The sequence below is a fragment of the Alloalcanivorax marinus genome, assembly GCF_016906305.1.
GTDB classification, from domain to species: Bacteria; Pseudomonadota; Gammaproteobacteria; order Pseudomonadales; family Alcanivoracaceae; genus Alloalcanivorax; species Alloalcanivorax marinus.
The window spans coordinates 194,637-216,266 of the sequence record NZ_JADDOL010000001.1 but is presented as its reverse complement, the minus strand read 5'-3'; the positions used below and the strand labels follow the sequence as shown (position 1 = coordinate 216,266).

Here is a 21,630-nt window from a genome sequence, read left to right as displayed (position 1 = left end):
CCCTGTCTGGTCATATTTTAGACGCCCCTCTCCGGGCGAAGGTAGAGCATCCCATGGAATACCCCCATCGATTCGGCGTTATCGTGATTGGCGGCGGCCACGCCGGCACCGAGGCGGCCCTGGCGGCGGCGCGCATGGGCGTGGACACGGTGCTGCTCACCCACAATATCGAAACCCTCGGCCAGATGAGCTGCAACCCGGCCATCGGCGGCATCGGCAAGAGCCACCTGGTGCGCGAGATCGACGCCCTGGGCGGCGCCATGGCCCGCGCCACCGACCTGGGCGGCATTCAGTTCCGTGTGCTCAACGCCCGCAAGGGGCCGGCGGTGCGCGCCACTCGGGCCCAGGCGGACCGGGTGCGCTACAAGGCGGCGATCCGCGGCATTCTCGAGAACCAGCCCAACCTGACCCTGTTCCAGCAGGCGGTGGACGACCTGATCGTGGAAAACGGCCGCTGCGTGGGCGCGGTGACCAATATGGGGCTGCGTTTTCACGCCGACGCCGTGGTGCTCACCGCCGGGACCTTCCTGGGCGGGGTCATCCATGTGGGCCTGGACAACCACCAGGGCGGCCGCGCCGGCGACCAGCCCTCCAACGCCCTGGCCCGGCGCCTGCGTGAGCTGCCGTTCCGGGTGGACCGGCTGAAGACCGGCACGCCGCCGCGCATCGACGGCAAGACCGTGGACTTCTCGGTGATGGAAGAGCAGTGGGGCGACGACCCGGTGCCGGTGATGAGCTACCTGGGCAAGGTGGAGGAGCACCCGCGCCAGGTGTGCTGCTACATTACCCACACCAACGAACAGACCCACGACATCATCCGCTCCGGGTTCGATCGCAGCCCCATGTTCACCGGCGTTATCGAAGGCACCGGGCCGCGCTACTGCCCGTCCATCGAGGACAAGGTCAACCGCTACCCGGACAAGAACAGCCACCAGATCTTCGTGGAACCCGAAGGGCTGGACACCCATGAGCTGTACCCCAACGGCATTTCCACCAGCCTGCCGTTCGACATCCAGATGGCGGCGGTGTGCTCCATCCGTGGCTTCGAGAACGCCCGCATCACGCGCCCCGGCTACGCCATCGAGTACGATTATTTCAACCCGCAGGACCTCAAGCACAGCCTGGAAACCAAACACATGCCCGGGCTGTTCTTCGCCGGCCAGATCAACGGCACCACCGGCTACGAGGAAGCCGGGGCCCAGGGGTTGCTGGCGGGTCTGAACGCGGCGCTGCTGAGCCAGGAAAAAGAGGCCTGGGCGCCGCGCCGCGACGAAGCCTACCTGGGCGTGCTGGTGGACGATCTGATCACCATGGGCACCCGTGAGCCCTACCGCATGTTCACCAGCCGCGCCGAATACCGGCTGCTGCTGCGCGAGGACAACGCCGACCTGCGCCTCACCGAAAAAGGCCGGGAGCTGGGCCTGGTGGACGACACCCGCTGGGCCGCCTACGTGGCCAAGCGCGACGGCATGGAACAGGAGCAGGCGCGCCTCAAGGCCACCTTCGTGCGGCCGGGCACCGCCGAGGCGGAGCGGGTCAACGCCCTGCTGGACAAGCCGCTGCCCCACGAATACAGCCTGATGGACCTGCTCAAGCGCCCGGAGCTGAGCTACCGGCCGCTGGCCGAGGCCGCCGGCCTGGCGCCGGTGGCCGACGCGGTGGTGGAACAGGTGGAAATCGCCGCCAAGTACGCCGGCTACATCGACCGCCAGGAGGCGGAGATCGCCAAATTGCGCGCCGCCGAGGACCAGCCTCTGCCGGAGGACTTCGACTACGGCGCGGTGAAGGGTCTGTCCAATGAGGTGAAGCAGAAGCTGGGCGAGGTACGGCCGGCCACCCTGGGCCAGGCCGGGCGCATCCCCGGGGTCACCCCGGCGGCGATTTCCCTGCTGCTGATCTACCTGAAGAAGCACCGGCACCAGACGGCCCGCCAGGCATGACCGACCGGGACCGTCTGCTGGACGGCCTGCGCGATCTGGGCGTGGCCCTGGACGCGGACCAGGTCACGGCGCTGCTCACCTACCGCGACCTGCTGGTAAAATGGAATCGGGCGTTCAATCTCACCGCCGTGCGCGAGCCCGGCGAGATGATCGCCCGGCACCTGCTGGATTCCCTGGCGGTGCTGCCCCATCTGGACGACGGCGACACCCTGGACGTGGGCACCGGCGCCGGCCTGCCCGGCATTCCTCTGGCCATCGCCCGGCCCGGCCAGCGTTTCGTGCTGCTCGACGGCAACGGCAAGAAAGCGCGCTTCGTGCGTCAGGCCCGGCGGGAGCTGGGCCTGGACAACGTGGAGGTTGTGCACGCCCGCGTGGAACAGTACCGTAATGCTCCATCGCAGATTATCAGCCGTGCCTTCGCCGCCCTGCCCGACATCCTGGCGGTGACGGAGCCGCTGATCGCGCCGCACACCCGCGTTCTGGCCATGAAAGCCGCCGCCGCGGAGCGCGAACTGGCCGAGCTGCCGGCCGGCTGGACCGCGCGCGTGGAACCTCTGTCCGTGCCGGGGCTGGACGAGACCCGCGTGCTGGTGATCATAAGGAGATCGCAGTGACCACCGTTTTTGCCATTGCCAACCAGAAAGGCGGAGTGGGCAAGACCACCAGCAGCGTCAATCTGGCCGCCTCCCTGGCGGCCACGCGCAAAAAGGTGCTGCTGGTGGACATCGACCCCCAGGGCAACGCCACCAGCGGCGCCGGGGTCGACAAATACGAGCCGGACTACACCATTCTCGAAGTGCTCACCGGCGAAGTGGACGTGGAACAGGCGGTGGTGGGCACGCCGGAAGAATCCGGCTTCGACCTGATCGCCGCCAACGGTGACCTGACCGCCGCCGAGGTCCAGCTGCTGGACATGAAGCTGCGCGAATTCCGGCTGCGCAACGCCCTGGCGCGCATCCGCGACGATTACGACTACATCATCATCGATTGCCCGCCGTCGCTGAACATGCTCACGGTCAACGCGCTCACCGCGGCGGACTCGGTGATCGTGCCGATCCAGTGCGAGTACTACGCCCTGGAAGGCCTGACCTCGCTGATGAACACCATCGAGAAAATCCGCTCGGTGCTCAATCCCAAGCTGCACATCGGCGGGCTGCTGCGCACCATGTACGACCCGCGCAACAGCCTGTCCAACGATGTGTCCAATCAGCTGATCAGCCATTTCGGCGACAAGGTGTATCGCACCATCATTCCGCGCAACGTGCGGCTGGCGGAAGCGCCCAGTCATGGCGCGCCGGTGATCACCTATGATCCCAAATCCCGGGGCGCGGTCAGCTACCTGGCCCTGGCCGGCGAAATCCTGCGCCGCGAACAGGCCATGCAGAAGACCCAGCAGGCGCCCGCACGAACCGACTGAAGCGAGATCCGACTATGGCGGCAAAGCGTAAACGCGGCCTGAGCAAGGGGCTGGACGCCCTGTTGAGCAGCAACGCGGCCTACCAGGACCATCCGGACGAGGTCAGCCTGGAGAGCGGCGAGGCGCCCGCCGCCGACCGTGGCCAGCGTCCGCCCCGGGACGGCGAACTGCGCCACCTGCCGGTGGAGTTCATGCAGCGGGGCCGCTATCAGCCGCGCCGTGACATGTCCCCGGACGCCCTGGAAGAGCTGGCGGAATCGATCCGCGCCCAGGGGGTGATGCAGCCCATCGTGGTGCGCCCGCTGGGTGAGGATCGCTACGAAATCATCGCCGGCGAGCGGCGCTGGCGGGCCGCGCAGATGGCCGAGCTGGACGTGATCCCCGCGGTGATCCGCGAGGTGCCCGACGAAGCCGCCATCGCCATGGCGCTGATCGAGAACATCCAGCGCGAAAACCTCAACCCCATGGAAGAGGCGCTGGCGCTGTCCCGGCTCAAGGAAGAATTCGGGCTCACCCACCAGCAGGTGGCCGATGCGGTGGGCAAGTCCCGGGCCATGGTCACCAACCTGCTGCGCCTGATGAGCCTGGAGGCGGACGTCAAGAAGCTGCTCGAGCACGGCGATCTGGAAATGGGCCACGCCCGGGCGCTGCTGGCGCTGACCGGCCAGAAGCAGGTGGAAGCGGCGCGGGCGGTGGTGGCCAAGGGGCTGTCGGTGCGCCAGACCGAGGCCCTGGTGCGCGAGTTCGAGAAGGAAAAGCCGGCCAAGGCGGCGCCGCCCCGGGAAGACCCCAATGTGCGTCATCTGCTCAATGACCTGTCCGAGCGCCTGGGCGCGCCGGTGCAGATCCAGCAGGGCAGCGGCAGCAAGGGCAAGCTGGTGATCAGCTACAACAATCTGGACGAACTGGACGGTATTCTCGCCCACATCAAATAAGCGTCTTTCTTCACCCGGTGGACGTTTTTGTTTGCTTATTCATCAACTCGCTTGACGCAGTGGTCGGAGAGGCGTATCAATACGACTCAGCTCCGGCCACAAAACGTTTTGATTTGTATAGATTTCCCGCCAATTAGAGCGTCCGTTCAAATTTTACGCCGAATCCGGTCCTTTCGGGCCAAACAATCGACCCTCGCCGGTTGATACCGGTATACCTTCCCCATATACTTCCCGCGCCAAAGATCAGGGGGTACCCGCGACCTTCTCCTGACACGCTCCGGCGGCGTCAGCAGCGACACACGGGAGCACGGTGGCCAATTTCGACGAACGAGCCCGCAGAACACTGTTCTGGGGCTTGATGCGCGCGCAAATCCTAAGCGCGATGATTTTCGCCGTACTGGTCGTCGTCATCGCCGGCGCCAGTCTGGGCCTCGCGGCCGCCTGGGGCGGCACTATCAGCCTGATCGCATACGCCTGGGGTGGCTTCCAAGTGTGGCTACACCCGGGCAATCGCGCGCCTGAACGCATGGCGGGCGCCGCCATGCGGGCGGAAGCCGGCAAGGTGGTGATCATGCTGGCGCTGTTCGGCCTGACCTTCGCGAAGGTGCCGGCATCGCGCGAACTGACACATGTAGTGGTTCTGTTTCTGGGGTTCCTGCTGGCGCAGATCGCCGGTTGGGTTCAGGTGGCGCACCTGGACCACCGCCTGGGAGCGGAACGGGACGGGCAAGACGACTAGACTGTAGGTATCGATATGGCAGCGAGCTCCGCCAGCGAGTACATCAAGCACCATCTGGGAAATCTCACCTATGGCCAATTGCCCGCCGGTTACGAGCGGACCTGTCACGGTCACGACCAGACCCTGAACGACGCCACCTGGACGTTCGCCTGTAACGCCCAGGAAGCCAGCGACATGGGCTTCGCCGCCTTCCACGTGGATTCCCTGGCCTGGTCCGGCGGTCTCGGCATTCTGATGTGCTTCCTGTTCTGGCTGATGGCCCGCAAGGCCAGCGCCGGCACCCCCTCCGGCATGCTCAACTTCGTGGAAATGATCATCGAGTTCATCGACACCCAGGTGCGCGACTCGTTCCACGGCAAGAGCAAACTGATCGCCCCGCTGTCCCTGGTGATCTTCTGCTGGGTGTTCCTGATGAACCTGATGGACCTGATCCCGGTGGACTGGGTGCCGCTCACCTTCCAGTGGATCATGACCACCTTCTTCGGCTGGTCCGCCCACGAAGCGTATTTCCGCATCGTGCCGACCACCGACCCCAACATCACCATGTCCATGTCGATCTGCGTGTTCTTCCTGGTGGTGTTCTACAGCATCAAGGTGAAGGGCGTGGGCGGCTTCATGGCGGAGCTGAGCTTCAAGCCGTTCGAAGCCAAGGGCCCGCTGGGCAAGATCATCCTGCTGCCGATCAACCTGGTGCTGGAAACCATTTCCCTGCTGTCCAAGCCGGTTTCCCTGGGCTTGCGGCTGTTCGGCAACATGTATGCCGGCGAATTCGTATTCATCCTGGTGGCCGCGATGATGGGCACCTGGCAGGCCGTGGCGGCCTGGCCCTGGGCGGTGTTCCACATCCTCGTGATCACCCTGCAGGCGTTTATCTTCATGGTGCTGACCATCGTCTACATGAGCATGGCGGTGGAAGAGCACTAAGCAACGTTTCCTAACTCAACTGAAGCACTTAACGGGAGTGTAAAGATGGAAGATGTAAACCTTCTCGCGGCGGCGCTGGTTGCTGGCATGGCGGGTATCGGCGCCGGTATCGGTTTTGGTCTGATGGGCGGTCGTTTCCTGGAATCCGTGGCACGTCAACCGGAACTGGGTCCGATGCTGCAAACCCGCATGTTCATCATCGCGGGCCTGCTGGACGCCGTGCCGATTATCGGTATCGCCATCGCCTTCCTGCTGATTTTCCTGTAAGACGCGATTCAAACCGAGCCCCGGTTCAGGGAAATCTACGTAATGCTGAGGTGTTGGCATGAACATTAATGCGACACTAATTGGCCAGGCCATCTGGTTCGCTCTGTTCGTTTTCTTCTGCATGAAGTTTGTCTGGCCGCCCATTTCCCGGGCCCTGGACGAGCGCAAACAGAAGATCGCCGAAGGTTTGAGCGCCGCTGACCGCGCCGAACGGGATCTGGAGCTGGCGCAGGAAAAAGCCTCCGCCAATCTGAAGGATGCCAAGGACAAGGCCTCCGAGATCATTGAGCAGGCCAACCGGCGCGCCAATCAGATCGTCGAGGAAGCCAAGGATCAGGCTCGTACCGAAGGTGAGCGCCTGATCGCCAAGGCCCAGTCCGAGATCGATCAGGAAATCAACCGTGCTCGCGAAGAGCTGCGTAAAGAGGTATCCGCCCTTGCATTGAGCGGTGCCGAGAAAGTGCTGGCCCGCGAGGTAAATCGCGACAGTCACAAGCAGCTGCTCGACGAACTGGCGGCTCAACTCTGAGTGATACGGATGGCACCCCATGGCTGAATTGACCACCATCGCACGTCCCTACGCCAAAGCCGCGTTCCTTTTCGCGAAGGAAAACAACGGCCTGGCGGAGTGGGAACAGATGCTGGATCTGGCGGCGACCGTGGCGCAGGACGCCACCGTGCGCGCCTATCTGGACCAGCCCGAGCTGGATCGTGCCCAGCAGGCCGAAGCCTTTATTCAGGTCTGCGGTGACGAGCTCAGTGAAGGCGCCCGCAACTTCATCGCCCAGCTGGCGGCCAACAAACGTCTGAATTTGTTGCCCACCATTCGCGCGTTGTTCCACGAACTGCTGGCCGCCGATCAGCGCATCACCGATGTGGAACTGATCGCCGCGTTCGAGCTGGAAGACGCCGAAACCGAAAAGCTGGTGGCGGCGCTCAAGGAGCGCTTGGGCCGGGACGTGCAGGTGTCCACCTCCGTGGACGAGTCACTCATTGGTGGCGTGCTGGTACGAGCCGGCGATACGGTAATTGATGGCAGTGTGCGCGGCCGGCTTTCCCGCCTCGCCGAGCAACTGAACTCTTGAGTTTGAGGGATTAGAGATGCAGCAACTCAACCCGTCCGAAATCAGCGAGATTATCAAGTCGCGCATCGCGAAACTTGATACCTCCACCGAGGCACGGAACGAGGGTACGGTGGTATCCGTATCCGACGGTATCGTGCGCATTCATGGTCTGGCCGACGTGATGTTCGGCGAGATGATCGAGTTTGAGGGCGGCATCTACGGCATGGCCCTCAACCTGGAGCAGGATTCCGTTGGCGCCGTGGTACTCGGCGACTACCTGGGCCTGGCCGAAGGTCAGAAGGTGAAGTGCACCGGCCGCATTCTGGAAGTGCCGGTGGGCCCCGAGCTGCTCGGCCGCGTGGTCGACGCCCTGGGTAACCCGGTGGACGGCAAGGGCCCGGTGAAAACCGACCTCACCGACGCGGTGGAAAAAGTGGCCCCCGGCGTTATCTGGCGCCGTGAGGTGAACGAACCGGTGCAGACCGGCTTCAAATCCATCGATGCGATGACCCCGATCGGCCGCGGCCAGCGCGAGCTGATCATCGGTGACCGTCAGATCGGTAAGACCGCTGTCGCCGTGGATGCCATCATCAACCAGAAAGATTCTGGTATTAAGTGTATCTACGTGGCCATCGGCCAGAAGCAGTCCACCATCGCGGGCGTGGTGCGCAAGCTCGAAGAGCACGGCGCCATGGACAACACCATCATCGTTGCCGCCTCCGCCTCCGACCCGGCTTCCATGCAGTTCCTGGCGCCCTTCGCCGGCTGCACCATGGGTGAATATTTCCGCGATCGCGGCGAAGACGCCCTGATCGTTTATGACGACCTCACCAAGCAGGCCTGGGCCTACCGCCAGATCTCCCTGCTGCTGCGCCGCCCGCCGGGCCGCGAAGCTTACCCGGGTGACGTGTTCTACCTGCACTCCCGTCTGCTGGAACGCGCCGCCAAGGTGAACGAGGAATTCGTCGAGAACTTCACCAATGGCGAAGTGAAAGGCAAAACCGGTTCCCTGACCGCGCTGCCGATCATTGAAACCCAGGCCGGTGACGTCTCCGCCTTCGTACCGACCAACGTGATCTCGATCACCGACGGTCAGATCTTCCTGGAAACCAGCCTGTTCAACTCCGGTATCCGTCCGGCGATGAACGCCGGTGTGTCGGTATCCCGTGTAGGTGGCGCCGCCCAGACCAAGATCATCAAGAAGCTCGGCGGCGGTATTCGTCTGGCCCTGGCTCAGTACCGGGAACTGGCGGCGTTCGCCCAGTTCGCCTCCGACCTGGACGAAGCCACCCGCGAGCAGCTCGAGCACGGCCAGGCCGTGACCGAACTGATGAAGCAGAAACAGTACAGCCCGATGTCCGTGGCGGAAATGGGCGTGGTTCTCTACGCCGCCAACAACCGCTACCTGAAAGGTATCGAGATCGACAAGATCGGTTCCTTCGAGTCGGCACTGCTGGATTACATGAACAGCGAACAGAAAGCGTTGATGGACCGCATCAACGAGAAGGGTGACTACAACGACGAGATCGAGGCCGGCATCAAGGAGGCCATCGAGCAGTTCAAGGCCACCCAAACCTGGTAATTCGCTGAGAAAGGATCAGTCCTATGGCTAGCGGTAAAGAGATCAAGGGCAAGATCGCCAGCGTCCAGAGCACGAAGAAGATTACCCGTGCGATGGAAATGGTGGCGGCCAGCAAGATGCGTAAAGCGCAGGAGCGTATGGAGGCGAGCAAGCCTTACGCCACGCGCATGCGTCAGGTGGTGGCCCATCTTGCCAATGCTGATCTGGAATACCGGCACATCTACCTGCAGGAACGGGACGTCAAGAACGTCGGCTACATCGTCGTGACCTCGGACCGGGGTCTGGCCGGTGGCCTGAACGTGAACCTGCTGAAAAGCGTGGTGAAAAGTGCCCGCGAGTGGGAAGAGAAGGGCGCCAAGGTCCAGCACTGCGTGGTGGGTTCCAAAGGGCTGGCCTTTTTCCGGAGTGTCGGCGGCAAGGTCGAGGCCTCGGTCAGCGGCCTTGGCGACACGCCTCACCTGAACGACCTGATCGGGTCCATCAAGGTGATGCTGGACGCCTACGAAAACGGTGAGATCGATCGTCTGTACATCGTGTACAACGAATTCGTGAACACCATGACGCAGAAGCCGAAAACCATCCGCCTGCTGCCGCTGGAGCCGGGCGAGGACGACGAGCTCAAGCGTCACTGGGACTACATCTATGAGCCCGCGCCCAAGGAGCTGCTCGACGAGCTGCTGGTGCGGTTCATCGAGTCCCAGGTGTATCAGGGTGTGGTTGAGAACAATGCCTGCGAACAGGCCGCGCGGATGGTGGCGATGAAAGCCGCCAGCGACAATGCCGGCGAGATCATCAACGATCTCCAACTGGTGTACAACAAGGCGCGCCAGGCTGCCATTACGCAGGAAATTTCCGAAATCGTTGGTGGTGCCGCCGCTGTTTAAGGGTGTGCGAAAAGCAAGCGGCGAGAAACGCAAGTTAAGAGGATGCAAGCATGAGTAGCGGTCGTATTGTTCAGATCATCGGTGCTGTGATCGACGTCGAATTCCCGCGCGAGTCCGTGCCCAAGGTGTATGACGCACTCACCGTGGACGGTACCGAAACCACCCTGGAAGTGCAGCAGCAGCTGGGCGACGGCGTGGTGCGCACCATTGCCATGGGTTCCACCGAAGGTCTCAAGCGGGGCCTCCAAGTGACCGATACTCACGAGCCGATTCAGGTACCGGTGGGCACCAAGACCCTGGGCCGGATCATGGACGTGCTGGGTCGCCCGATCGACGAAGCGGGCCCCATCGGTGAAGACGAGCGCATGTCCATTCACCGCGAAGCGCCCTCATACGCGGATCAGGCAGCCTCCAACGAACTGCTGGAAACCGGCATCAAGGTGATCGACCTGGTTTGCCCGTTCGCCAAAGGCGGTAAGGTCGGCCTGTTCGGCGGCGCCGGCGTGGGCAAGACCGTGAACATGATGGAGCTGATCCGGAACATCGCCATCGAGCACTCCGGCTTCTCCGTGTTCGCCGGCGTGGGCGAGCGTACCCGTGAGGGTAACGACTTCTACCACGAGATGAAGGACTCCAACGTACTGGACAAGGTGTCCCTGGTTTACGGTCAGATGAACGAGCCGCCGGGTAACCGTCTGCGCGTGGCGCTGACCGGTCTGACCATGGCCGAGAAGTTCCGGGACGAAGGCCGCGACGTACTGTTCTTCGTGGACAACATCTACCGTTACACCCTGGCCGGTACCGAAGTATCCGCGCTGCTCGGCCGTATGCCGTCCGCGGTGGGTTACCAGCCGACCCTGGCGGAAGAGATGGGCGTTCTGCAGGAACGGATCACCTCCACCAAGACCGGTTCCATTACCTCCGTACAGGCCGTGTACGTGCCCGCGGATGACTTGACCGACCCGTCCCCGGCCACCACCTTCGCCCACCTGGACGCCACCGTGGTACTGAGCCGGGACATCGCCTCCAAGGGTATCTACCCGGCGATCGACCCGCTGGACTCCACCTCCCGCCAGCTGGATCCGCTGGTGATCGGCCATGAGCACTACGAAGCGGCCCGCGGCGTGCAAACCGTGCTGCAGCGCTACAAGGAGCTCAAGGACATCATCGCGATCCTGGGCATGGACGAGCTGTCCGAGGAAGACAAGACCACCGTGTCCCGCGCCCGGAAAATCGAGCGCTTCCTGTCCCAGCCGTTCTTCGTGGCGGAAGTGTTCACCGGCTCACCGGGCAAATACGTGCCGCTGAAGGAGACGATCCGCTCCTTCCAGGGTATCCTGAACGGTGACTATGACCACATCCCCGAGCAGGACTTCTACATGAAGGGCTCCATCGACGAAGTTGTAGAGGCCTACAACAAACGCGGTGACAAGTAACCTGCACGGGGAGGAACCCAAATGGCGATGACCGTGCATTGCGACATTGTTAGTGCCGAAAGACAGCTGTACTCCGGCCTGGTGGAAATGGTAGTGGCCGCCGGCGTGGAAGGTGACCTGGGCGTGATGCCCGGTCACGCCCCGCTGCTGACCCGCCTCAAGCCCGGCCCGGTACGGGTGAAAACCCAGAACGGCGAAGAGATCGTGTTCTACGTGTCCGGCGGCTTCCTGGAAGTGCAGCCCAAACTGGTCACCGTGCTGGCGGACACCGCCGAGCGCGCCCAGGACATGGACGAGGCGGACGCCGAGCGCGCCAAGCAGCACGCCAAGGATGCCCTGGAAGGCAAGAGCGCGGAGATGGACTACACCCGCGCCGCCGCGGCCCTGGCCGAAGCCACCGCGCGCCTGCGCACCATCGAACAGATCAAGAAGATGGCCAAGCGGTAACACACCGTGAACGGCCGGATTACGAAAAGGGGTGGCTTGGAGCCGCCCCTTTTTGTTTGATAAGGGGCCCCCACCCTAATCAGGACGACAATTTCGAGGATCGAAGGATATGACTCTGGCGGTTGTGATTCTGGCCGCGGGCAAAGGCACCCGCATGAAATCGGCGTTGCCGAAGGTGCTTCACCCGATCGCCGGCCGGCCCATGGTGCAGCATGTGGTGGACGCCGCGGCAGCGTTGTCGCCGGCCAATACCGTGCTGGTGTACGGCCACGGCGGCGAGCGGGTGCGCGAGGCGGTCAGCGGCGAGCGGCTGCGCTGGGCGGAACAGGCCGAGCAGCTCGGCACCGGGCACGCGGTGGCCCAGGCCCTGCCCCACCTGAACGAGGACGTGGTGCTGGTGCTGTATGGTGATGTGCCGCTGATCCGTCCGGAGACGCTGCGCGACTTCGTGGCGCGGGTCAACGACCGCAGCCTGGCGCTGATGACCCTGGAGCTGGAGGACCCGGCCGGCTACGGGCGCATCGTGCGCGACGCCCAGGGCCAGGTGACGCGCATTGTCGAGCAGAAGGACGCCAGCGACGACGAGAAGCGCATCCGCGAGATCAACACCGGCATCCTCGCCTGCAGTCGTCGGTTCCTCAACGACAGCCTGCCCAGGCTCTCCAACCGCAACGCCCAGGGCGAATACTACCTCACCGATCTGATCGCCATGGCGGTGGACGCCGGCATGGAGGTGGTCACCGAGCAGCCGCGGCACGCCTGGGAAGTGGACGGCGTCAACGACCGGGTGCAACTGGCACGCCTGGAACGGGTCTATCAGCGGGTGCGCGCGGAAGCGCTGATGCGCGGTGGAGTGACGCTGCTCGACCCCGCGCGTCTGGATATCCGCGGCGCGGTGAGCACCGGCACCGATGTGACCATCGACGTGAACGTGGTGCTGGAAGGCAAGGTGACCCTGGGCGATGGGGTGCGCATCGGTCCCAACTGCGTGATCCGTGACGCGGACATCGCCGCCGGCGCGGTGATCGAGGCAAATTCGGTGATCGACGGCGCGGTGGTCGGTGAAGGCTGCAACGTGGGGCCCTTCGCCCGGTTGCGTCCGGGCACCGAACTGGCGGCGAAGGCGCGCATCGGCAACTTTGTGGAGACCAAGAAGGCGCGCATCGGCGAGGGTTCCAAGGTCAATCACCTCACCTATATCGGCGACAGCCGTATTGGCAAGGGCGTCAACGTGGGCGCGGGCACCATCACCTGCAACTACGACGGGGTCAATAAATTCCAGACCGTGATGAAGGACGGTGTCTTCATCGGCTCCAATTCTTCCCTGGTGGCGCCGGTGACCATCGGCGAGAATGCCACCGTCGGCGCGGGCAGCGTGGTCACCAAGGACGTGCCGGACAACGGTTTGGCGGTGGCCCGTGGCCAGCAGCGCAATATCGAGAACTGGCCGCGACCGGCCAAGAAGTAGTTCGGTGATTGGAAAAAGGAAACAGCCATGTGTGGAATCGTCGGCGCCATCGCCCATCGTAACGTCACCAATATTCTGATCACCGGCCTCAAGCGCCTGGAATACCGGGGCTACGACAGCGCCGGGGTGGCCGTGATCAACGGCGAGGGCCTGCAGCGGGTGCGCCGCCAGGGCAAGGTGGCCGCCCTGGAAGAGGCGGTCCACGAGCAGAACACCGCCGGCTTCCTGGGCATCGCCCACACCCGCTGGGCCACCCATGGCCGGCCGTCCGAGGAAAACGCCCACCCGCACCTCTCCGGTGACGGCCTGGCGGTGGTGCACAACGGCATCATCGAGAACTTCCAGGAGCTCAAGGACGAGCTGGAACAGGACGGCTACCACTTCCAGAGCCAGACCGACACCGAGGTGGTCGCCCATCTGCTGCACCGCACCCTGGGAGAAAGCGGCGGCGACCTGCGGCGCGCCCTGCAAAAAGCGGTCAAGCAACTGCACGGCGCCTACGCCCTGGGCGTGGTGGATCAACGTGAACCGGACCGGCTGGTGGCGGTGCGCTCCGGCTCGCCGCTGGTGGTGGGCCTGGGCATCGACGAGAACTACGTGGCCTCCGACCAGCTTGCCCTGCTGCCGGTGACCAACCGCTTCATCTTTCTGGACGAAGGCGACCTGGTGGAACTGACCACCGACCAGGTGCGCGTCTTCGACCGCCACGGCGAGCCGGTGGAGCGGGCGGTGCACGAGTTCGACGGCGCCCACGAAGACGTGGAGAAAGGCGAGTACCGCCACTTCATGCAGAAGGAAATCTTCGAGCAGCCGGCGGCCATCCAGCGCACCCTGCAGGACCGCATCGATTCACCGGATGCGGTCAGCGCCGCCTTCGGCGAGGCGGCCCGGACCATCTTCGACCGGGTACGGTCGGTGCAGATCGTGGCCTGCGGCACCAGTTACCACGCCGGCATGGTGGCCCGTTACTGGCTGGAAGCCCTGGCCGGCATCCCGTGCCAGGTGGAGGTGGCCAGCGAATTCCGCTACCGCCAGCACGTGGTGCCGGAGGGCACCCTGTTCGTGACCATCTCCCAGAGCGGCGAAACCGCCGACACCCTGGCGGCGCTGCGCGACACCGGTTCGGACAACTATGTGGGTCGCCTGGCGATCTGCAACGTGGACGGTTCCTCCCTGGTCCGTGAATCGGAACTGACCTTCCTGACCAAGGCCGGCCCGGAAATCGGCGTCGCCTCCACCAAGGCGTTCACCACCCAGCTGGCCGGCCTGATGATGCTGGTACTGGCGCTGGGCCGCCGTCACGGCCTGAGCGATGAGCGCATCGAGCAGATCCTGAGCGAACTGCGCCAGCTGCCCAATCTGCTGGAGCAGGCCACCGCCCTGGACAAGCCCATCGAAGCGCTGTCCCGCGCCTTCGTGGAAAAGCATCACACCCTGTTCCTGGGCCGGGGCGTGCAGTTCCCGGTGGCCATGGAAGGAGCGCTCAAGCTCAAGGAAATTTCCTATATCCACGCGGAAGCCTACCCGGCCGGTGAGCTCAAGCACGGCCCCCTGGCCCTGGTGGACAAGGAAATGCCGGTGGTGGCGGTGGCGCCGAACGACGAACTGCTGGAAAAGCTCAAGTCCAACCTGCAGGAAGTGCGCGCCCGGGGCGGCGAGCTGTATCTGTTCGCCGACAAAAACGCCCGGGTGGCCGATGGCGAGGGCATTCATGTGCTGCACCTGCCGGCGGTGCCCGAGAGCATCGCGCCCATCGTCTACACCGTGCCGCTGCAGCTGCTCAGCTACCATGTGGCGGTGCTGCGCGGCACCGACGTGGACCAGCCCCGCAACCTGGCCAAATCGGTGACCGTGGAGTAATCGTTTACGTTGTTTTCGTGAGCGCGATTTGCCGACAGCGCCATCCGGGCTAAGATGATTTCTGGCCCGGCCCGGGCCCTGAACCATAAAGGGAACGATATGGCGATCATGAAGGAATTCCGCGAATTCGCGGTGCGTGGCAACGTGGTGGACATGGCCGTGGGCATCATCATCGGCGGTGCCTTCACCACCATCGTCAAAAGCCTGGTGTCCGACGTGCTGATGCCGCCCATCGGCCTGCTTCTGGCGGACGTGGATTTCGCGGATCTGTTCGTGGTGCTCAAGGGCCAGGGCAGCTTTACCACCCTGGCGGAAGCCCAGGCCGCCGGCGCGGTGACCCTGAACTACGGCCTGTTCATCAATAACGTGATCAGCTTTCTGATCGTCGCCTGGGCCACCTTCCTGCTGGTGCGCGGCCTCAACCGCATGAAGCGCAGGGAAGAGGAAGCGGCGCCGGTGTCCACGCCGCCCACCCCCGAGATCCCGGAAGACATCATCCTGCTTCGAGAAATTCGCGACAGCCTGAAGCCCCGGGCATGAGCGACGGCGCCGATCAGGAAGGCGCCGACGCGCCCACCTCGCGGGTTCGCCAATCCCGGTTCTGCCTGTTGCCCGACAGCGAGGAAGCCTTCGCCCTGCGGGCCGCCACCGCGCGGCTGGCGGAAAAGACCCTGGACCTGCAGTACTACATCTGGGACGACGACCGCATCGGCAAGCTGCTGGTCTACCGGGCCCTGGAAGCGGCCCGGCGCGGGGTGCGCGTGCGGCTGCTGCTGGACCATGCCAACCAGCTGGGCCGGGACGTGAAGTGGGCGGCGCTCAATGCTCATCCCAATGTGGAAATCCGCCTGTTCAATCCGTTCCGGGGCCGCTACAAGCACATCCTGCAGTGGCTCTATCACGCCCCGCGCCTCAACCACCGCATGCACAACAAGGCCTGGATCGCCGACGGCGAGCACGCCATCGTCGGTGGCCGCAATATCTCCGACCACTATTTCGGGGTGCACCCGGAGGCCAACTTCCGGGATCTGGATCTGTACGCCCGGGGCCCCATCGTCGAGGAAACCCGCGCGGCGTTCGAGAGTTACTGGAACAGTGACGTCACCGTGCATCTGCGCACGTTGAAACGCCGCTCCCGGGATGACGCGGATCGGCTGTGGGAAGAGTTGAATCAGTGGTGCCAGGCGCTGGACGACTTTCCCTACCGCCACGAACAGGACCCGGCTCGCTTCCAGCAGATCGTGCGTGACGCGGACGCCCGCCAGATCACCGCCCCGGCGGCGCTGTTGTTCGACACGCCGGACAAGGCCAAGGGCGTTACCCAGCGACTGATGGGGGACCAGCTGGCGGAACTGCTCAGCCGCCGTTCCCTCAGGGAAATCCTGATCGAAGCCGGCTACTTCATCCCCGGTGACGATTTCGTGCGCACCCTGGGCGACATGCACGCCAACGGCGGACGCATCGCCCTGCTCACCAACGGGCTCGCCACCAACGACGTGATCGCCGCCCACGCCGCCTACGCCCACTATCGGCGCGACCTGGTCAAGGCCGGCGTCGAGGTGCACGAGCTGCAGCCCAACGCCCGCGCCCGCCGGCATCTGGCCCGCCTGAAGCCGGGGCGTTCCATGTCCGCCCTGCACACCAAGGCCATGGTGCTGGACCGCCGCGAACTGTTCGTCGGATCGTTCAACCTGGACCCGCGCTCGGCGAACCTGAACACGGAAATGGGCTACTACGTGAATTCCGAGGCGCTGGCCCACCGGGTGGCGGCGTTTATCGAGGAAGGCATGGCGCCGCAAAACAGCTACCGGGTCGGCCTCGATGACCAGGGTCGGCTGGAATGGGGCGCCGGCGACGAGCGGGGCCCGGTGCGCTATCACCGGGAGCCCCGTGTCAGCAAGGCCCGCTGGCTGGCGTCGCGGTTCTTCGGGCTGCTGCCGATCGAGAACCTGCTCTAGCGGAAACCGGGCTTCAGCCCCGTTCGGTCTGGGCCTGATTCTGCCAGTACGGGTCGCGCAGCTCGCGCTTGAGAATCTTGCCGATGGTGCTGCGCGGCAGTTCGTCGCGACGCTCCAGACCGGACAGACGCTGGCCCTTGCCGAGCTGCTCGTTGGCGCGGGCCAGGATGGCGTCCAGGTCGCCGGCGCCGCCGTTGCGCAGTACCACCAGGCCCAGCGGCGTCTCACCCCACTGCTCGCTGGGAATGGCGATCACCGCCGCGTCCGCCACTTCCGGATCCTTGAGCAGCACCCGCTCCAGATCCTCCGCGTAGATATTGAAGCCGCCGGAAATGATCATGTCCTTGCGCCGATCCAGCACCGACAGGAAGCCGTCCTCGTCGAGCCGGCCCATGTCCCCGGTGCGGTAGAACACCTCGCCTTCCGGGCTGGTCCACAGCAGCTCGTTGGTCTTGCTCTCGCGCTTGTAGTAGCCGCGCATCATGGCGCCGCTGCGGCCGACGATCTCGCCGATCTCACCGGGCGGCACTTCGTTCAGGTCCTCGTCGATGATGCGCAGCTCGCAGCCCGGGCTGGCCTGGCCCACGGTGTCCCATTTGGTGGGGTTGTCGGCGCAGTTCAGGGTGGTGGTGACACCGCCCTCGGTGAGGCCGTAGAACTCGATGATGTTGCCCGGCCAGCGCTTCATGGCGTCGGCGATCACGTGCCCGCGCAGCGGCGCGCTGGTGGAGAACTTCATCTTGAAGCTGCTCAGGTCGAAGCGATCAAAATCCGGCTCCGCCAGAATCCGCTGATACTGCACCGGCACCAGCATGGCGTGGGTGGCGCGGTGCTCCTGGGCCAGTTCCAGGAAACGGTGGGCGTTGAACTTGGCCATGCTGACGATGGTGCCGCCGCCGAACAGGGTCGGCAGCACCGCCACCAGGGTGGTGTTGGAATACAGCGGCGTGGACACCAGGGTCACCGCGTCCCGGTTGTAGCCCAGCCGCTCACCCCGTTCCACATGACGGGCGCGCAGGCGGTGATCGTGCAGGATGCCCTTGGGCACGCCGGTGGTGCCGGAGCTGTAGATGATGTTGAAAGGGTCGTCCAGGCCGGGCACATGGTCCGGTGCCTCGCTGGAGGCGTCGCCCAGCCAGCTCTCGAAGGGCTGCCAGCCGTCGGCCTGGAAATCCAGCGCCACGCGCTGCGCCGGGTCCACGTTGTGGAGGCTGCCCAGCAGCGGCTCGATCAGCTCCCGGTGCTTGGCGGACACGAACAGGAAGCGGGCGTCACAGTCGTTGACCATCAGCGCCAGGGTCTCGCCAGCGGCCATGCCGGACAGGGGCACCATGCAGCCACCGGCGCTCAGCGTGCCCATGAACAGCGTCAGGTAACGGGCGCTGTTCTCGGCCAGCCCGGCCACCGTGTCGCCGCGCCGCAGACCGGCGGCGCGCAGCCGATTGGCCACCTGGTTGACGCCGTCCACGAACTGCCGCCAGGTGAGCCGGCCCTGCTCGTCGTAAACCGCCGGATGGTCCGGCTGCAGGGCCGCCATTTCCCGCAGACGTTCGGGAATCGACACAAAGCTGTCTTCGGGCAGGGCCGGCGCGTACACCGGCATGGCATCGCTGATCGAGGTCATGGCACTCTCCCGGCGTTCCGCCCGGTCACGGCCGGACAGGGGCGCCTTTAATGGAATTTTGTTTTAAATTAGGGTCGTGAGCATACTCTGCGGTATGTTCGGGCTCAATACCGACCGGTCACAAAATGGCGGGCAAAATCGACCAAAGGCTAATAACTCCCGGTAAGGGTCTATGCTAATCGTCGCTCTACAATAACAAAGGGGGGAAGGAGCCATGATCAAGCATTGGTGGAACCGGGCGGCCCTGGCGCTGCTGGCGGCGGGCCTGGCCGTGACGGCCCAGGCGGCCACGCCGATCAAGCTGGGTCTCAACTATCCGCACACCGGAGAATACCGCGAAGAAGGGTTGATGCAGAAGCGCGGCGCCCTGATGGCGGTGGAGGAAATCAACGACGCCGGCGGCCTGTTCGGCCGGCCCCTGGAGCTGGTCGACCGGGACTCCGCCTCGCAGCCGGACCGGGCCCGCCGCAACGTGGACGAGCTGGCCGCCGAAGGCGTGGCCATGCTGTTCGGCGGCGCATCCAGCGGCGTGGCCATCGCCGCCAGCGATCAGGCCCGGCGCCATGATCTGCTGTACTTCGGCACGCTCACCTATTCCAACGACACCACCGGCAAGGACGGTCACCTGAACATGTTTCGCGAGTGCTACAGCGCCTGGATGGCGGCACGGGTGCTGGGTGACTACCTGAAGCGCGAGTACGCGGATCAATCCTATTTCTATGTCACCGCCGACTACACCTGGGGCCACACCACCGAAGCCTCCATGCGCGAGTTCACCGATACCACCGACACCGACCGGCACCGGTCGGTGTCGGTGCCGTTCCCGGGCGCCCGCTATCATCAGATCGAGGAAGCGGTGAAAGCCGCCGCCGACAGCGACGCGAAGGTGCTGGTACTGGTGCTGTTCGGTGAGCAGATGGTGCAGGGCATGACCATCGCCCAGCAGATGAAACTGCCCGAGCGCATGCAGATCGTGGTGCCCAACCTGACCCTGAGCATGGTGGAGCAGACCGGCCCGTTCATCATGGCCGGCGTGATCGGTGCCGCGCCCTGGACCTGGAACGTGCCCTACGAATTCGACTACCCGCGCGGCCAGCGTTTCGTGGAAGGCTTCTCGGAGCGCTATCGGACCCGGCCCTCGACCTCGGCGGCGTCCGCCTACAGTATCGTCTATCAATGGAAGGAGGCGGTGGAGCGGGCCAACAGCTTCAACAGCGCCTCGGTACGCCGCGCCCTGGAAGGCCACCGCTACAGCCTGCTCAAGGACGAACAGTACTGGCGGGGCTTCGATCACCAGAACGTGCAGAGCGTGTACGCGGTGCGCATCAAGTCCCGCGATCAGGTGATGAAGGACACCTACCGGCAGAATTTCTTCGAGATCATCAATACCCTGTCCGGTGACGCCGCCGCCCCCACCCACGACCAGTGGATCGCGGAGCGACGACGGCACGACCGGCCCCTTGAGTTGCAATAGGAGTTTTCATGACCGATCCGTTCCGCTTCCGTCTGCGGGTGCGCTACAACGAATGCGACGCCCAGAAAGTGGTGTTCAATGCCCGCTACGCGGACTACGTCGACCTGGCCATGACCGAATTCATGCGCGCCCTGGGCCGCGATTACACCGCGCTGCTGGCGCGTGGCCTGGACAATCAGGTGGTCAAGTTGACGTTGGAATGGAAGGCCAGCGCCCTGTTCGATGACGTCATCGATGTGCGGGTGCGGACCCTGAAGGTGGGTAACACTTCGTTCGTGCTGGAGCACGAAATGGTGCGCGTCGCCGACGGCACCCCGTTGTGCCGGGCGGAGGTGGTGTACGTGATGATGACCACCGAACCGTTCGAGAAAACGCGCGTGCCCGACGACCTGCGCGCCACCCTGGAGGAGGGCGCGCCGGGCGTGCTCATCGATCAAAGCGGCGGCTGAGCCCGCCCATCGCGGCCGGGCGCTATTGCGCCTCGGCCGCGACCGGTCGTAAGGCGGCGCTCAGTCGCTGACCTTGAGCACCACCTTGCCCTTGGCACGGCGGGAGGTCAGGGCCGCCAGGGCGTCCTGATACTGCTCGAAGGGGAACACCTCGCTGACGCGCGGGTTGATCTTGCCGTCCGCGAACAGCTGCATCAGTTCCTTCACGTTCTGGATGTGTTCCTTCGGTTCGTGCTGAGTGAAAGCGCCCCAGAACACGCCGACGATGCTGCAACCTTTGAGCAGCGCCAGGTTGGCGGGGATCTTGGGGATCTCGCCGGCGGCGAAGCCGACGATCAGGAAGCGGCCGTTCCAGGCCATGTTGCGCAGAGCCGGCTCGGTGAAGCGGTCGCCCACCGGGTCGTAGATCACGTCGATGCCGTTCGGGTAGCGGCTCTTGAGGGCCTGCTTCAGGTCCTCGTCGCTGTAGTTGATCAGATCGTCGGCGCCGGCTTCCTTGGCCACCTGCAGCTTGTCGTCGGTGCTGGCGGCGGCGATCACGGTGGCGCCCATGGCCTTGCCCAGTTCCACCGCGGCCAGGCCCACGCCACCGCTGGCGCCGAGCACCAGCAGGGTTTCCCCGGGCTGGATATTGGCGCGCTGCTTGAGGGCGTGGTAGCTGGTGCCGTAGACCATGCTGAAGGCGGCGGCGGTTTCATCGCTCATGGCGTCGGGCACCGGGATCACCCGGTTTTCCGCCACCACCATTTCTTCCGCGAAGGAGCCGTAGCCGGTCAGGCCCATGACCCGCATGCCGGGCTTCAGGTGCTTCACGTCCGGGCCCACCTCGACGATCTCGCCGGCCATTTCGCCACCGGGGGAGAACGGCAGTTCCGGTTTGATCTGGTATTTGCCCTCGATGATCAGGGTGTCCGGGAAGTTCAGACCGGCGGCCTTCACCTTCACCTTGACCCCGCTGCCGGTCACTTCCGGTGACGGCACGTCCTCGATGACCAGCTTATCGGCCGGCCCCAGTTCCTTGCAGAGAATGGCGCGCATGCGTCTCTCCCGAATAATGTGGGACAAACACGCTAAACCGGGGCCCGGAATTAAACAAATGCATAAGGCTCATTAGAGGGCATGAACGAAATGAATTAACCGCAAGCTGCAAGCCTCCTGGCTT

Annotated in this window: 21 protein-coding genes; 19 read left to right on the top strand and 2 right to left on the bottom strand. The window is 64.4% G+C overall.

Annotation, left to right across the window (positions count from 1 at the left end):
• Window positions 1-53: 53 nt before the first annotated feature.
• The 17 genes from mnmG to IM760_RS00970 all read left to right on the top strand — a co-directional run bounded on the left by mnmG (window position 54) and on the right by IM760_RS00970 (window position 16,921).
• Window positions 54-1,940: a tRNA uridine-5-carboxymethylaminomethyl(34) synthesis enzyme MnmG gene (mnmG, locus tag IM760_RS01050; protein ID WP_204426690.1), complete on the top strand. Its 1,887-nt coding sequence runs from the start codon at window positions 54-56 to the stop codon at window positions 1,938-1,940.
• Complete coding sequence (rsmG, locus tag IM760_RS01045) at window positions 1,937-2,554, top strand: 16S rRNA (guanine(527)-N(7))-methyltransferase RsmG (RefSeq protein ID WP_204426689.1); 618 nt, start codon at window positions 1,937-1,939, stop codon at window positions 2,552-2,554. Before mnmG ends, rsmG begins: the two co-directional genes overlap by 4 nt.
• Window positions 2,551-3,357: a ParA family protein gene (locus IM760_RS01040; RefSeq protein ID WP_204426688.1), complete on the top strand. Its 807-nt coding sequence runs from the start codon at window positions 2,551-2,553 to the stop codon at window positions 3,355-3,357. The genes rsmG and IM760_RS01040 overlap by 4 nt, the downstream gene beginning before the upstream one ends.
• A 14-nt stretch (window positions 3,358-3,371) precedes the next feature.
• Window positions 3,372-4,292, top strand: a complete 921-nt coding sequence (locus tag IM760_RS01035) for a ParB/RepB/Spo0J family partition protein (RefSeq protein ID WP_204426687.1) — start codon at window positions 3,372-3,374, stop codon at window positions 4,290-4,292.
• Window positions 4,293-4,602: 310 nt separating this feature from the next.
• Complete coding sequence (locus IM760_RS01030; RefSeq protein ID WP_338021356.1) at window positions 4,603-5,031, top strand: hypothetical protein; 429 nt, start codon at window positions 4,603-4,605, stop codon at window positions 5,029-5,031.
• 15 nt (window positions 5,032-5,046) lie between these two features.
• Window positions 5,047-5,955, top strand: coding sequence for a F0F1 ATP synthase subunit A (gene atpB, locus IM760_RS01025; protein ID WP_204426686.1), 909 nt, complete (start codon window positions 5,047-5,049; stop codon window positions 5,953-5,955).
• Window positions 5,956-6,000: 45 nt separating this feature from the next.
• Window positions 6,001-6,222: a F0F1 ATP synthase subunit C gene (gene atpE, locus IM760_RS01020; protein WP_138773561.1), complete on the top strand. Its 222-nt coding sequence runs from the start codon at window positions 6,001-6,003 to the stop codon at window positions 6,220-6,222.
• A 58-nt stretch (window positions 6,223-6,280) separates the two neighbouring features.
• The gene (locus IM760_RS01015) at window positions 6,281-6,751 is read left to right on the top strand and encodes a F0F1 ATP synthase subunit B (RefSeq protein ID WP_204426685.1); all 471 of its coding nucleotides are present in this window, start codon (window positions 6,281-6,283) and stop codon (window positions 6,749-6,751) included.
• A gap of 19 nt (window positions 6,752-6,770) precedes the next feature.
• A complete protein-coding gene (locus IM760_RS01010) occupies window positions 6,771-7,307 on the top strand; it encodes a F0F1 ATP synthase subunit delta (protein ID WP_204426684.1) in 537 nt (178 codons plus the stop codon).
• A 16-nt stretch (window positions 7,308-7,323) separates the two neighbouring features.
• Window positions 7,324-8,868, top strand: a complete 1,545-nt coding sequence (gene atpA / locus IM760_RS01005) for a F0F1 ATP synthase subunit alpha (protein ID WP_204426683.1) — start codon at window positions 7,324-7,326, stop codon at window positions 8,866-8,868.
• Window positions 8,869-8,891: 23 nt separating this feature from the next.
• Window positions 8,892-9,752, top strand: coding sequence for a F0F1 ATP synthase subunit gamma (gene atpG / locus IM760_RS01000; protein ID WP_204426682.1), 861 nt, complete (start codon window positions 8,892-8,894; stop codon window positions 9,750-9,752).
• A gap of 50 nt (window positions 9,753-9,802) precedes the next feature.
• Window positions 9,803-11,188: a F0F1 ATP synthase subunit beta gene (gene atpD, locus IM760_RS00995; protein WP_204426681.1), complete on the top strand. Its 1,386-nt coding sequence runs from the start codon at window positions 9,803-9,805 to the stop codon at window positions 11,186-11,188.
• A gap of 21 nt (window positions 11,189-11,209) precedes the next feature.
• On the top strand, window positions 11,210-11,635 hold the full coding sequence (locus IM760_RS00990) for a F0F1 ATP synthase subunit epsilon (protein ID WP_204426680.1): 426 nt from the start codon (window positions 11,210-11,212) through the stop codon (window positions 11,633-11,635).
• A 109-nt stretch (window positions 11,636-11,744) separates the two neighbouring features.
• The gene (glmU, locus tag IM760_RS00985; protein WP_204426679.1) at window positions 11,745-13,103 is read left to right on the top strand and encodes a bifunctional UDP-N-acetylglucosamine diphosphorylase/glucosamine-1-phosphate N-acetyltransferase GlmU; all 1,359 of its coding nucleotides are present in this window, start codon (window positions 11,745-11,747) and stop codon (window positions 13,101-13,103) included.
• 27 nt (window positions 13,104-13,130) lie between these two features.
• Entirely contained in the window at window positions 13,131-14,963 is a 1,833-nt protein-coding gene (gene glmS, locus IM760_RS00980; RefSeq protein WP_204426678.1) for a glutamine--fructose-6-phosphate transaminase (isomerizing), read from the top strand.
• 99 nt (window positions 14,964-15,062) lie between these two features.
• Window positions 15,063-15,503, top strand: coding sequence for a large conductance mechanosensitive channel protein MscL (mscL, locus tag IM760_RS00975; RefSeq protein WP_204426677.1), 441 nt, complete (start codon window positions 15,063-15,065; stop codon window positions 15,501-15,503).
• Window positions 15,500-16,921: a phospholipase D family protein gene (locus IM760_RS00970; RefSeq protein ID WP_204426676.1), complete on the top strand. Its 1,422-nt coding sequence runs from the start codon at window positions 15,500-15,502 to the stop codon at window positions 16,919-16,921. Before mscL ends, IM760_RS00970 begins: the two co-directional genes overlap by 4 nt.
• Before the next feature lie 13 nt (window positions 16,922-16,934).
• Here IM760_RS00970 and IM760_RS00965 read toward each other — a convergent pair whose 3' ends face one another.
• Window positions 16,935-18,545, bottom strand: a complete 1,611-nt coding sequence (locus IM760_RS00965) for a class I adenylate-forming enzyme family protein (protein ID WP_204426675.1) — start codon at window positions 18,543-18,545, stop codon at window positions 16,935-16,937.
• Between the two features lie 214 nt (window positions 18,546-18,759).
• Between IM760_RS00965 and IM760_RS00960 the strand changes: the two genes are divergently transcribed.
• Window positions 18,760-20,019, top strand: a complete 1,260-nt coding sequence (locus IM760_RS00960) for an ABC transporter substrate-binding protein (RefSeq protein WP_204426674.1) — start codon at window positions 18,760-18,762, stop codon at window positions 20,017-20,019.
• 8 nt (window positions 20,020-20,027) lie between these two features.
• Entirely contained in the window at window positions 20,028-20,468 is a 441-nt protein-coding gene (locus tag IM760_RS00955; RefSeq protein WP_204426673.1) for an acyl-CoA thioesterase, read from the top strand.
• A gap of 60 nt (window positions 20,469-20,528) precedes the next feature.
• On the opposite strand, the gene IM760_RS00950 is transcribed toward IM760_RS00955, so the two are convergent.
• Window positions 20,529-21,506: an NADPH:quinone oxidoreductase family protein gene (locus IM760_RS00950; RefSeq protein WP_204426672.1), complete on the bottom strand. Its 978-nt coding sequence runs from the start codon at window positions 21,504-21,506 to the stop codon at window positions 20,529-20,531.
• Window positions 21,507-21,630: the final 124 nt, after the last annotated feature.